This window comes from Actinomadura sp. NPDC000929 (assembly GCF_040492065.1).
In the GTDB taxonomy this organism is placed as follows: domain Bacteria; phylum Actinomycetota; class Actinomycetes; order Streptosporangiales; family Streptosporangiaceae; genus Spirillospora; species Spirillospora verrucosospora.
This window is the reverse complement of sequence record NZ_JBEUPA010000001.1, coordinates 116,426-128,658: the sequence shown is the minus strand read 5'-3', so window position 1 is coordinate 128,658 and position 12,233 is coordinate 116,426. Positions and strand designations below refer to the sequence as shown.

Sequence of the window (12,233 nt, the reverse complement as noted above, 5' to 3'; positions counted from 1 at the left end):
GTCTCGCAGGGGGTCAGGACTTGCCGCGCCAGGGGACGAGGCGGCGTTCGGCCAGTTGCAGCAGGGCGTCGATGAGCAGGCCGGAGGCGCCGATGGCCAGCAGCCCGAGCACGACGACGTCGGTCTGGTTGTAGCGCTGGGCGTCGCGGATCATGCCGCCGATGCCGGGCACCCCGTTGACCGTCTCGGCGGCGACGACGGTGGTGTAGGCGACGCCGACGGCGACCCGGACGCCGGTGATGATCTCGGGCAGGGCGGAGGGCAGCACGATGTTCAGCGGGATCTGCCACCGGCGCGCCCCGAGGGACCGGGCGGCGAAGACGTAGTCCTCGTGCACCCCCCGCACGGCCTCGGCGGTCGCCACGGCGACCGGTGGCAGGGCGGCGACGAACAGCAGCGTCACCTTGGGCGCCTCGTCGATCCCGAACCAGATGATCAGCAGGCTGAAGTAGGCCAGCGGAGGCAGCGTGCGCACGAACGTCACGAGCGGCCCGAGCAGCGCCCGCACGGTCGGCACCAGGCCGATGACCAGGCCGAGCACGATCCCGCCCGCCACGCCGTACAGGCTTCCCAGCAGGATGCGGCGCAGGCTGACCCCCAGGTGCTCGTACAGCATGTGGCCGCTGTAGCCGCGCACCCCGTCGTGCGTGGTGGAGGTCTGGACCAGCTGGTGCCAGACCGCGCCGGGCGGCGGGACGAACACCTCCGACCAGAGGTGCGCGGCCGCGACGGCCCACCAGACGGCCAGGAGGGCCAGCACCCCGCCGGCCCTGAGCACCAGGGCTCGTGCCACCTTCCCTGCACCCCACTTTCCAGATCAAATCAGTCGGAAAAGGATGGTATTGGTCGCGTGGTGCCCTGCAAAGAGCCAGTTCCGAGTGATCCTCAGGTACCAGATGCCATGCGGTCCGCCTCCTCGGCGAGCAGCGCGATCCCGGAGTCGATCCGCGCGGGGTCGATCGCGCCGAACCCCAGCTTGATCCAGTGCCTGGGCACCGGCGGGGCGTAGAAGAACGTGTCGCCGGGCTCGATGAGCACGCCGCGCGCCGCGACGCGGGCGGCGAGCTCGCGCGTGTCCAGCCCGTACGGCCCGCCGATCCAGACGCTGACCCCGCCCGCACGCGGACGCATCGCCCAGTCGGGCAGGTGCCGCCGCACGGCGCCGACCGCCTCCTCCCAGCGCAGCCGCAGCGCGTCGCGCAGATGCCGCACACCGCGCCGGTACTCGCCGGAGGCGATCAGCAGGCCCAGGGCGCGCTGCTGGTGCCCGGACGGGTGCCGGACGGTGTAACGGCGCAGGTCCCGCAGGTGCTCGATCAGAGCGGGCGGGCCGTGCACGAACCCCAGCCTCAGGCCCGGAGCCAGGAACTTCGAGAAGCTGCCGAGGTAGACGACCGCGTCGGGGTCGAGCGAGGCGAGAGCCGGGGACGCCCTGCCGACGAAGCGCAGCTCGCTGTCGTAGTCGTCCTCGACCACCACGATGTTCCGCTCGCGGGCGAGCGCGACCAGCCGCTGCCTGCGCCGGCCGCTCATCGTGACGTTCGAGGGGTAGTGATGGGTCGGCGTGGTGACGACCATCCCGACGTCCAGGAGCTGCTCGTCGACGATGAGGCCGCTGTCGTCCACGTCCCCGGCGACCAGCCGCGCCCCGGCGCGGGCGAGGATGTGCCGGGCGTCCGGATAGCCCGGGTTCTCGACCAGGACCCGTGTCCCCGTCCGCACCAGGGCGGTGGCGACCAGGTGCAGCGCCTGCTGGGAACCGATGGTGACCAGGACCCGGTCGGGGGTCGCGGCGACGCCCCGGCCCGCGAGGATCTGCTTGCAGATCATCTCGACCAGCAGCGGATCGTCGGCGTCGATGCCGTCCTGAAGGCTGTGGCGCCGGTGCTCGGGCCGCAGCGCCTCCTTGAGGCAGCGCAGCCACGCGCGCTCGGGGAACGTCTCGGGCGGCAGGTGCCCGGTGACGAACGGATACCGGTAAGCGTCCCAATCCGCCGGCTTGCGGATGTGCGGCAGTTCGGCGCAACCCGGCGGCGGAGCCAGCCGGTCCAGCCAGCGAGGCGCCGCCGGCACCGCCGGACGCGCCGCCGGGCGCACGGCCATCTCGTCGTTGACGACGTGGCCCGACCGCGACCGCGCGATCACGAAGCCGTCGGTGACCAGCTCCTGGTACGCCTGGTTGACGGTATTGCGCGACACGCCCAGCTCGACGGCCAGTTCACGGGAGGACGGCAGCCGCCCGTCCTCGAACCGCCCAGCGACGATGGCCTCCTCAAGCCCCCGCCGCACCCGCCGATAGAGCGGCTCGTCCACTCCGCCGTCCGCAACCGGAAACAACCCCACACCGCGCCACCCTAAAGCCCCACCCCACGACCCCCGCCGGGGTCCCCGGCGCCCTCCGGCCGTCGCAGGAGCAGCAGGGCATCGCCGCGTCGTGGCCGGTGGGGGACCTGAGGGCCTCGCGGGGAGGCGAGGCCCTCAGGGGTTCGGGTCAGGGACGAAGATCCAGGGCTCCCTTCCTGATGCGGTCGCGAAGTTCAGTGAACTGTCCGGCGGTGACGGCCAGCAGGCCGTGGTCCGGGGCCTTGCTGTCGCGGATGGCGATGGTGCCACCGGGGATCGGAGCCAGTTCGACACAGTTGCTCTCGCCGCCGGAACGGCTGCTCTTGCGAAAGGCGGTGTCCGGTGGCGGGCACTCTGCTGCCTTCTCCACGTGGGGGGACGTCCTCTCTGTCAGTGGGGGCTCTGTCAGGGTGATGCGCTGGGCGACACCGGTGCCGGGCTCGGCGTTTCGGTGGTGGGCGGCGCGGACGGCGGAACCACGGATCGCGTGGGCGATGGTGCGGGGGCCGGGGTCCGCGTCGCGGTGACCGCCGACCCCTTGGTGCGGCGCCGGGGGTGATCCGGCTTGCCGCGTGTGCCTGATCTGCCGACTGGGCGCGACGGCGGGGACGGCGACGGCCGCTCCTTGACGAGGATGTTCGCCATCGTGCAGACCTCCGCCCCGGTGCCCGGGCCGGACGAGTCGTGCCTGACGCCCAATGTGATCTTGTTTGCCGGCGTCGGCACGGCGAACGTGACGAGGGTGGGTCCGGTCGTCGCCGGTTTCCGCGTGCTGCGCGACGGGCCGGCGGAGACCGTCCATTCACAGGGCTTCCCGGTGTTCAGGGCGCTCACCGTGGCGGTGACCTCCACCGGTCCGGGTTTCGTCATCAGGAGGATTTCGCGGGTGTGGAGAATGGTCTTTCCCATGACGATCCATGTCCCGGCCGCAGGGTCCGCCGCCGTCTGCGGGGAAGGGCTCGCGGGGCGCCTCGTGCCGTCGACGATCGTCCGGCCCGACAGCGACGTCTCGACGGTCCCTTTCCGCGCTCCGGTGGGCCGCATCGAGGGTCTGGACGATCCCTGTCGCCCCGGCACGGGTTCCCGGGCCGCCATGCCGGGCTTCCCGGCGGGCCCGTCCGCCGGTGAGGCCAGGCCCAGGACGGCGACCGTGCCGATCAGGAGCACGACCACGACGATGACGAGCGCGACCCGCGGACCCACTCCCGAGGGAAGGAGGTGCGGCGGAAGGCCGCGCAGCGCGGCGGCGAGCCGCGTGCGGCGTTCGGCTGCGCGGTGGGCGCGCATCCGGCGCCGGAAGCGCTTCAGAGCCGCGCGCTCTCTGCCGGGGTCGGGCGGGCAGGCCCGCATCTCCTTCGCGGCCATGGCCTTGAGCAGTCGTTCGAAGTCTTGATCCGGTTCTGGATATCCCATCTCATTCCACCTCCGCGTGAGGCCCGTCGCCCTGGATCGCTTCTCTCAATTGCTTGAGCGCCTTCAGATAACGGCTCTTCACGGTTCCATGGGGAACACCGAGCTCCGCGGATATGCCCGACAGGGGCATGTCCTCGTAGAATTTCATTATTATGATCACGAGCAGTTCGCGGGGCAGTCCTCCCATCGCCTGCTGGAGCGTCACCTTGTCGGCGACGCGCGTCGAGGTGTCCGGAACTTTGCCGGCGGCGTCTTTCAGCGCGTTCAAGCTGTGCACGAGGGAGTCGTGGACCCTCCGGTCGTGCTCCTTGCCCTGGAAGTAGTTGACGCACTCGTTGCGGGCCGTCCGCCGGACGTAGGCTTTCGGGTCGCGGCCCTCCTTGACGATCTGCATGAGGGTGCCGCTTCGTTTGCACAACGACTCCGCAACGGTGGACGCGATGTCCTCGGCCTGATGCGCGGTCAGGCCGAGTCCTCTGGCCGCCTTGTCGGCGACGTCCAGGACATGTCGGAAGACGGCATTTTCGTCGACTACCTCCTGTCCACGCCAGTTTCTGCGCAGCATCGCTGGATCTCGTTTCTCCTAAGTGGATGGCAATCACTCGTAAAGAGTGTCGAGGACGGCCGGACGGACGGCGTGCCGCACAAGATCTTTTGCGAAAAGGCACTGCTGCACAGAAATGAGAGCAAAGAGAGGTGAGGCCTCTTTGCCTCGATTAGCCCCTCGGTCCGGGATGGTCCGAGGGCGCAGAGCCGGGCGATCTCTGCTTCCTGTTCAAACCGGACATAACTGTTCGCCAGACGAGGGAAGGGGAGATGTCCGGTTCGGGACTCCGGCGCACGGGCGGGTGGTCACCGCGAATGGACTGGCCCGGGCGGCGCGCCGCCGGGTCGGGAGGGATCGGCCCGCGGAATCTCCAGCAGAATGGTGCTCGTCGGCCTTGGCGCAGGTCAGCGCGAACGCGAGTACCCCCGCGTCATCTCTCCACGCGAGGTCTCGCGGCTCAGGGGCCGACGTCGTCCGCACTGGGGTGGCTACAGCAGTACGGCGGGCGCGATGGGAGCGGCCGTCTGGTATCCGATCCAGCCGGAAGATCACACGTCGGATCGAAGGTCCAGCGGATCACCCCCACACGCGGGGGGACCAGGGCTTCGTGAACAAGCTGATCAGTGCGGACCCGGCGTCCCCGGCGCTTGGGGACGGGGCCCTTCGGACTACCTGTGCAGCTTGCGGTGTACTGCCCAGGTGATCGCGGCGCCGGTCGCGATCGCGGTGGTGGCGAGGATCCGGGGGGCCAGCGTTCTCTTCAGGGCCTGCCGCTGCCGTCGCTTGAACGTGGCCGCGTCGTTCTCCCGGGGGAACGGCTCGTCGGGGACGGGTACGCCGAGGAAGGCGCACAGCGGCGCCCATCCGTCCTTGACCTCGAACACCAGCAGCCGGTCTTCGGGCACGTGCGCCTTCACCTCGGCGACGTGCCGCTCGAATCTTTCGGCCATCTCCGCACGGTCGCCGAACGGCCCGCCGATCTCGCGATGCCACGTCGTCCGCTGGACGCGGTCGAGGACCTCCGCTTCGGGGTCGGGCCGGCGCGGGCCTCGCCAGCTCAGCACCCGCACCAGGAGCGGCGGCTTGGCGAGCACGGCGGCCATGGTCTGCGCGGCGCTGTCGTACCAGCGTTGCGGATCGCGGACGTTGAGCACCACCTTGGCGTCCGGGAACGCGTCGACGATGTCGCGCCAGAACGCGGTGGTCGGCGAGCCGACGGCGCAGCCGTAGCCCGCGAACACCTTCCCCCAGTCCACCGTCCCGCCGTCCATCGCGGCGGCCCAGTCGGCGGCCCGCTCAGGCTCGGCGTTCAGGACCCGCATGTTGTAGCACGGGCCGTACCCGAGCCGGTCGAGTGCCAAAGCGAGTGAAGTCGTACCAGTTCGGAGCAAACCGACGCCGATGACCTGCACGCGAACTCTCCTCAGGATGAAGTGGATGACGTCTCAGGCCGGTCAGGTCGTACGGCGGGCGACCAGAGTCCCGGGGTCTTCGCCGTTGGCGACGGGGTGGAGGGCGGTTCCGGCCGTCGGGGTCAGCCCGACCGCCGCCAGGTCGGCGATGACGGCGTCCGGCCGGTGCAGGTAGTGGGCGCGCTCCACCACTTCGGTCGCCACCACATCGCCCTGGTAGTACGTGCGGTAGACGAACCGCAGGTGCGCCTGGTCGTCGCCGTCGGGCCGCGCCTCGCAGGACATCTCGTACCGGCAGTCGCCGAGGACGGCCTCGTCGGCGACGTGCTCGGGCCAGTCCGGTACGGGTTCTGACAGCACCATGTCCATGGCCACCTCGCCGTCCTCGGCCAGATGTTCGGCGATCGCATCGAAGAGCGCGGGCCGTTCGGGGTGCGGCACGTGCTCCAGCACGCCCGCCAGGTACACGAAGTCGAAGCGGCGGGCCAGGTCGAAGTGGGGCGCCGCGCGGTCGAGCACGGTGACGCGGGGGCGCAGGTGCGGGCGTTCGGCGAGCTTGGCCAGCAGCACCGCGCGCATGGTGGCGGACCGCTCCAGGCACAGGACGGTGGCGGCCCGCTCGGCCACGGCCAGCGTGATCCGGCCGGTGCCCGCGCCGATCTCCAGCGCGTGGCCGCCCCGGGGTGCGCGGTCGGCGAAGAACCGGGGGTCGGGGAGGGCGCCCTCTCCGCGGGAGGCGCGGAAGAGGTCGTAGTAACCGGGCTGGAAGGCGTACGGGTCGGTGCCGAGCGGAGCGACCCGGGCGGGGGAGGACATGCGAGTCACCTGCCTGTCTGGTCGGAAGGGGGGAGCTCGGAAGGGGGGAGCGTCGTCAGACGGTCGCGCGCGGCCGACGTCGTCCGACCGTCCTGGACGAACTGCGCGGGGCGTGTCCACTCGCGGAGGGCGCGGCCGGCGCGTTCCCTGATCCGCACCTGGCCGGTGGACTCGATGGCGATGGTGCGTTCCTCGCTCCAGCCGCTGAGGCGGAACTCGCCCAGCCCGAGATGCACCAGGCCGAAGGCGGGCTCGCCGTCGACGGCGAGGACGAGCCGGTCCTCGTGCACGAGGACCGCGGCGTCGCTGTCGGGCCTGGCCTCGACCTCCTCCTCCGACCACTGCGCGAAGTCGCCCGGCAGCCGGAACCGGCAGCACAGCCGGTCGCGGTCGGACGCGGTCAGCGGCACAGGTTCGCGGGCGAACATCACCTCGCTGAGCGGCAGCAGCTCCAGGAACTCGTCCGGCAGCAACTCGACCACCTCGCGGCTGACCAGGCAATCGAGCACCATGTGCACCCGAGCGCGGTCCCCGCCGTTCGCCACGTAGTGCCTTCGGCCGAAGTCGCCGAACCACAACCGTCCCGCCGTCCAGTGCTCGGACACGCCGTCGATGACCACGACGGCGTCCGGGTTGGTGTCGATCGGCACATGCAGCCGCAGGAGCCCGCGTTCGAACCCGTACTTGTAGTCGCGGTGCTCGTGCACGGTCGCGCCCGCGCCCAGGGCGATCAGCCGTACGCCCCGGACCGGCGCCGGCAGGGCGTCGATGACCTGGGCGAGGGCCGGGGCTTCGGCCAGCCACGGGGTGTCGGCGAAGTCGGTCAGGCCCGCGCCGCCCGGGTCGGTCCGCACCGGATCGCCGCCGACGCTGCGCAGCGGCAGGATGCGCCAGTCCACGCCGGACTCCGTGGCGGCGCCGTCCTGGCTGTAGGCGCGCTGGGCGCGCCACCGCCGGTGCCGCAGCCGGTCGAGGTCGGCGCGCAGCGCGTCGACGTCGAAGCTGAGCCCCATCGGCGAGGACGGCGGGTAGGCGGCGGGCGGGTCCGTCAGCGATTCGATGGCCTGGTGGTGCGTCGTCATGGTCGCTGCTCCTGGGGGGCGGGCAGGTCGGAGACGTCGAGGGCGAAGCGGCCCACGGCCCACGCGATGGCGGGCACGTTCTCGCCGAGAGCCCGGCGGTCGAGGTTGCCGATCGTGTCGCACGGCTGGTGGTAGCAGGGGTCGTACAGCTGCCCGGCCTCCCCGCCGAACCGCGCCGCCTGCGCGGCGGTCTTGACCCCGAGGACGCCGCCGTTCAGGCCGCCGACCGGGATGCCCGCGGCCACGAACGGCTCGTGGTCGGAGCCGACGGCCCGCAGGTCGTGGCTCTCGTAGGGGAGCCCGGCGTGGTCGAAGTAGTCCTTGAAGACCTTCTCCACGACCTGCGAGCCCGCCGGGCCCGGCGGGGTGCCCGGCGGCTGCTCGCTCGCGTCCCCGTCGAGGACGAACCGCACCCCGTTCGGAGCGGCGATCAGCTCGAAGTTGAGGTAGAGCGCGATCTTGGCGCGTTCGGCCGGTGGCAGGGTGCGCACGTAGTAGTTGGAGCCGATGTCGATGAGCTCCTCGGCCCCCCACAGCGCGAACCGCACCTTGTGGCGCACCTTGTCCTGGTGGGGAGCCAGCCGCAGCGCGGTCGCCATCAGCGCGGCGGCCGCGGCGGCGTTGTCGTTGATGCCGGGCGCCTCGGTCACGCTGTCCAGATGGGCGCCGGCCATGACGGTGCGGTCGTCGCCGCCGCGCGTCTCGGCGAACAGGTTGGTGGTGACTCCCGCGACCGCGTGCCCGCGCAGGTCGAGCCGCAGCCGCACCTGGTGCTGCGCGGTTTCCTGGGCGAGCTGTTCGGCCTGCGCCTGCGTGACGCTGGCCACCGGGATGGTGAACGCCTTCGGGTCGAACGCGTGCAGCCGGTAGATGTTGTTCGGACTCGGCGTGGCCAGGTAGATCAGCATCGCCCGCGCGCCGAGCCCGGCGGCGACGCGTTGCTGTGCCGTGTAGCCGCAGGATCCGCGCCGTACGAGCACGATGGACCCGGCCACGGGCAGCCCGTCGTAGTCGGCGGCGGAGCATCCGGCGGCGTCGCCCGCCGTGGCCCGGGGCACGACGAGGTGGGCGTCGAGACCGCCGGGCGGGGTGACGGGCGACCAGCGCATGACCAGCGCGCGCACCTGCCGGGCGGCGGGAGCGGTCACCGCCGCGCTCTCCGCGTCGACCTGATAGTCGGTGTACGGCACCTGCTGCTGGTGGACGCGGTAGCCGGCGGCGGTGAGCACCTTGGCGGCGTAGCGCGCGGAGGCCTCGAACCCCGGCGTGCCGGTGGCGCGCACTCCGCCGTTCCGTGCGGCGATCCGGTCGAGGACACGCAGGTGCCGCCACGCGTCGCTGCCGCGGGTGGACCCCGCCAGCAGCCGCGCCAGCCACGGCTCCCCGGATTCACCGTCCGGACGACCTGCCTCCACGTGGGCGGACGCCGAGGCCGCGGCGGCGTGGGAAACGGCGGACGGTGGAGCGGTCGAAAGGATGGTGGCCGTCATGGTGACGAGGCCGGTCACCAAGGCGGTTTTCGTGCGCACAAACACCCTCATCAGCGCTCCAGAGGAAATCGTGTGATGGCGAGAGACAGAAACCCAGGTTGATATGTGCAGAGCCTCTGAGACCGGCCGCGCAGTGAATTATGAATGCCCAGCATAACGTGGCAGGTTGGAAGCGCGCCCCGCTATGCCGGGCACCCGCCTATGTCACTCAGTGGAGGTAACGCATAGTGCCACCTCCTTTCTGTCACGAAGGATCTGAGGTCGGTCAGCCGAGGCGGACTCTGAGCCGAGCCACGCCTCGCAGCGTGAGGTTCCGGTGGTAGACGGGCTCGCCGGCAAGGCGGATTCCCGGGAACTCGGTCGCGAGCAGGCCGAGGACGACCTGTGCCTGGAGGACCGCCAGCGACTGCCCGAGGCACGAGTGGGTGCCCCGGCCGAACCCCAGATGCGGGTTGGGATGGCGGCCGAAGTCCAGCTCGTCGGGCTCGGCGAACTTGGCCGGATCCCGGTTCGCGGCGGCCAGGAGCAGCGTCACCGCTTCGCCGGGCGCGACGACATGGCCGCCGACGCGCGTCTCCCGTACGCACGCCCGCCCGTCGGCCTGCACCGGCGTCACGTACCGGACCAGTTCCTCCACCGCGAGTGACGGGTCAGCTCGGGCGAAACGCGCCAAAGTGTCCGGCCCGCTCAGCAGGACGACCAGAGCGTTGCTGAGCAGCCGCCCCGCCGATTCGAACCCGGCGTGCAGGACGGCCCGCAGCGTGTTCAGCAGCACCGGGCGCGCGATCCCGGAGCCGGGCGCCTTGGCCGCCACATGGGCCACCAGCCCGTCCGCCGGTGGATCGTCCAGCCACCGGCCGGTGTATTCGGCCAGCTCAGCGCGGGCTCGCACGGCGGGTTCGGCGGTCTCCGGCCAGATCCCGGCGTCCATGCCGTCCACGACCGTCTGCGACACGGGCAGGAACCACGCGGCGTCGATGGGCGGCACCCCGAGCACCGCGGTGATCGTGTCCAGCGCGAGTGGCGCGGTGAGGTCGGACACGCAGTCGAACTCCCCGGCCGCGCGCAGCCGCTCGGCTCGGGCGCGGACCTGCGCGGCGATGCGCTCGCGCAGCGTGCCCGGGTCGAGACCGCGAACCGCGTCCACCATGAAGTGTCGGATGGCCGTGTGCTCGGGCGGGTCGAGTGACTGGATGCTCAGCAACGGCTCCGGTACGGCCTCGCCGATCCGGCGCCAGTCCGAGGCGAACGACTCCGTGTCGCGCAGCACCGCGGCGCAGTCGTCGTACCTGGTCATCACCCACGAGTCGAGGAAGGTGCTGCGGTAGACGGGCGCGCTCTCGCGCAGGCGGCCGAAGAGGGAGTAGGGATCCAGAAGCGCCGCGGGCTCTGCGAGTCCCGCGGCCGGATCCGCGACCGGCGCCTCCGACATATCGACCTCCTCGCACGGACGGCTACCGGCGAGCGGCCTCATGCCCCGTTCGCCGCATCCCGTAGGGGTGGCCGGGAGGACGACGGCGCTGTCGCTCAGGTGTCCGATTGATCGTCCGACACATGATCTTTACTGATCGTAAATGGGCGCGGCCGAATTGCCGAGCGCCGGATCCGGCCACCGCACGGCCATATCCCCGAACGCGCCGATATGGCATGGTCTTGTAGTTCTGCCTCGCCGCCGAGGAGGTCGCCCGTGAGGGTTCTGCTGACCAATCGTGGGTTCCGGCTCCTGATCATCGGTCAGACCTTGTCGACCCTGGGCGACCGGGCGCTCATCATTGCCTTCGGTATCTGGGTGAAGGAGCTGACCGGCAGCAATGCCGCGGCGGGCGGCGCGTTCTTCTTCGTCGCCCTGCCGTTCCTGTTCGCCCCGTTCGCCGGGGTGCTCATCGACAGGTTCCCGCGGCGCCAGATCTTCATCGTGACCAACCTGGTGATGGCGGGCGTCATGCTGCTCAGCCTGCTGGTGCGCGGCGAGGGCCAGGTCTGGATGCTGTACGCGATCATCCTCTGCTACGGCATCGCCGGCGTGGTCATCACCGCCACCCAGGCCGCCCTCGTCACGGCGATCGTGGACGAGGACGCACTCCCCGACGCCAACGGCCTCCTGCAGACCTCCGCCGACGGCGTGAAGCTGCTGGCCCCCCTCTTCGGCGCGGCGTTGTTCACGGTGGCGGGCGGCCACGTAGTGGCTCTACTGGACGCGGCCACGTTCCTGGCGGCCGCGGTATGCGTGTGGCTCATCCGGGCGCCCGGCGACCAGCGTCACGTCACCGGCGCACTGGAACTGCGCGAAGAGGTGCTCTCGGGCCTGCGCCACATCTACCGGTCCACGCCTCTGCGCACGCTGGTGGGCGCACTGGGCCTGGCCATGCTGGTGACGGGCTTCTCCCAGACTCTCATCTTCTCGATCGTCGACGACGGGCTTCACCGCGCTCCCGCGTTCGTCGGCGTGCTGAGCAGTGTGCAGGGCGCGGGCGCGGTCTGCGCCGGCCTGGCGGCGGGCGCCGCCATCCGCCGCGTCGGCGACCTGCGCACGGTGATGCTGGGCATCGCCCTGGTGACGATCGCGTCCTTGGTCTACCTGGCGCCCGCAATCCCCCCGGTGGCGGTGGGCGCGTTCCTTTTCGGCTTCGGCATGTGCTGGACGACCGTTGGCCTGGTCATGGCGGTGCAGCGGCGAACGCCCGACGCCCTGCGCGGCCGGGCGCTGACCGCGGCGATGGGCGTCATCAGCACTCCGCAAACCGTCTCCATCGCCCTCGGCGCAGCACTGTCGCTAGTCGTCGACTACCGGGTCCTGCTGGTCCTGATGGCCGCGGTCACCGCCGTGTGCGCCGCCTGGCTGGTCCGCGTCCCGGCCGACCCCAAGCCGCAGCCCCCTCCCCACGAAGACCCCGACCCGGCACCCCCGCAACCCGACCCTTCGGTTCCCTCGCCGGGCACGAAGTAGCGCGGCACCGCGGTCATCTGCCCTATCGCCCGCGTCGCCCGGAGATGGCGTTCGCGCGGGTGAGGGTGTGGCGCGCCCGGCAGGATTCGAACCCGCGACCGTCGGATTAGAAGTCCGATGCTCTGTCCAGCTGAGCTACGGGCGCTCGGCGCCCGGCGGGACGCCGGGACACAGTGTAAGGGT

Annotated in this window: 11 protein-coding genes and 1 tRNA gene; 1 reads left to right on the top strand and 11 read right to left on the bottom strand. The window is 71.2% G+C overall.

Annotated features, from left to right (window positions below):
- Positions 1-13: 13 nt before the first annotated feature.
- The 10 genes from ABWI04_RS00570 to ABWI04_RS00525 form a co-directional block, all read right to left on the bottom strand.
- The gene (locus tag ABWI04_RS00570) at positions 14-793 is read right to left on the bottom strand and encodes an ABC transporter permease (RefSeq protein ID WP_345175869.1); all 780 of its coding nucleotides are present in this window, start codon (positions 791-793) and stop codon (positions 14-16) included.
- 92 nt (positions 794-885) lie between these two features.
- Positions 886-2,313 carry a MocR-like pyridoxine biosynthesis transcription factor PdxR gene (pdxR, locus tag ABWI04_RS00565; protein ID WP_353830981.1) on the bottom strand — a complete coding sequence of 476 codons (1,428 nt, stop codon included), beginning with the start codon at positions 2,311-2,313 and terminating at the stop codon, positions 886-888.
- 178 nt (positions 2,314-2,491) lie between these two features.
- Positions 2,492-2,713 (bottom strand): DUF397 domain-containing protein, encoded by a 222-nt coding sequence (locus ABWI04_RS00560; RefSeq protein ID WP_345175865.1) that lies wholly within the window; start codon positions 2,711-2,713, stop codon positions 2,492-2,494.
- 35 nt (positions 2,714-2,748) lie between these two features.
- Entirely contained in the window at positions 2,749-3,756 is a 1,008-nt protein-coding gene (locus ABWI04_RS00555; protein WP_353830980.1) for a hypothetical protein, read from the bottom strand.
- Between the two features lies 1 nt (position 3,757).
- Entirely contained in the window at positions 3,758-4,321 is a 564-nt protein-coding gene (locus ABWI04_RS00550; RefSeq protein ID WP_353830979.1) for an RNA polymerase sigma factor, read from the bottom strand.
- 650 nt (positions 4,322-4,971) lie between these two features.
- Positions 4,972-5,715 carry a sulfotransferase family protein gene (locus ABWI04_RS00545; RefSeq protein ID WP_345175858.1) on the bottom strand — a complete coding sequence of 248 codons (744 nt, stop codon included), beginning with the start codon at positions 5,713-5,715 and terminating at the stop codon, positions 4,972-4,974.
- A gap of 42 nt (positions 5,716-5,757) precedes the next feature.
- Complete coding sequence (locus tag ABWI04_RS00540; protein WP_345175856.1) at positions 5,758-6,531, bottom strand: class I SAM-dependent methyltransferase; 774 nt, start codon at positions 6,529-6,531, stop codon at positions 5,758-5,760.
- Positions 6,532-6,536: 5 nt separating this feature from the next.
- Entirely contained in the window at positions 6,537-7,613 is a 1,077-nt protein-coding gene (locus tag ABWI04_RS00535) for an aspartyl/asparaginyl beta-hydroxylase domain-containing protein (protein WP_353830978.1), read from the bottom strand.
- A complete protein-coding gene (locus tag ABWI04_RS00530; protein WP_353830977.1) occupies positions 7,610-9,142 on the bottom strand; it encodes a M28 family peptidase in 1,533 nt (510 codons plus the stop codon). The genes ABWI04_RS00535 and ABWI04_RS00530 overlap by 4 nt, the downstream gene beginning before the upstream one ends.
- A 226-nt stretch (positions 9,143-9,368) precedes the next feature.
- The gene (locus ABWI04_RS00525; protein WP_353830976.1) at positions 9,369-10,535 is read right to left on the bottom strand and encodes a cytochrome P450; all 1,167 of its coding nucleotides are present in this window, start codon (positions 10,533-10,535) and stop codon (positions 9,369-9,371) included.
- A 255-nt stretch (positions 10,536-10,790) separates the two neighbouring features.
- Here ABWI04_RS00525 and ABWI04_RS00520 point away from each other — a divergent pair, with 255 nt between their 5' ends.
- Complete coding sequence (locus ABWI04_RS00520; RefSeq protein WP_353830975.1) at positions 10,791-12,050, top strand: MFS transporter; 1,260 nt, start codon at positions 10,791-10,793, stop codon at positions 12,048-12,050.
- A 68-nt stretch (positions 12,051-12,118) separates the two neighbouring features.
- Here ABWI04_RS00520 and ABWI04_RS00515 read toward each other — a convergent pair.
- Positions 12,119-12,195 (bottom strand) — tRNA-Arg (locus tag ABWI04_RS00515).
- Positions 12,196-12,233: the final 38 nt, after the last annotated feature.

Bases quoted from the DNA above. Each gene is read 5' to 3' on its own strand.
- ABWI04_RS00555 (WP_353830980.1), bottom strand. From the start codon at position 3,756: ATGGGATATCCAGAACCGGATCAAGACTTCGAACGACTGCTCAAGGCC.
- ABWI04_RS00550 (WP_353830979.1), bottom strand. From the start codon at position 4,321: ATGCTGCGCAGAAACTGGCGTGGACAGGAGGTAGTCGACGAAAATGCC.
- ABWI04_RS00540 (WP_345175856.1), bottom strand. From the start codon at position 6,531: ATGTCCTCCCCCGCCCGGGTCGCTCCGCTCGGCACCGACCCGTACGCC.
- ABWI04_RS00535 (WP_353830978.1), bottom strand. From the start codon at position 7,613: ATGACGACGCACCACCAGGCCATCGAATCGCTGACGGACCCGCCCGCC.
- ABWI04_RS00525 (WP_353830976.1), bottom strand. From the start codon at position 10,535: ATGTCGGAGGCGCCGGTCGCGGATCCGGCCGCGGGACTCGCAGAGCCC.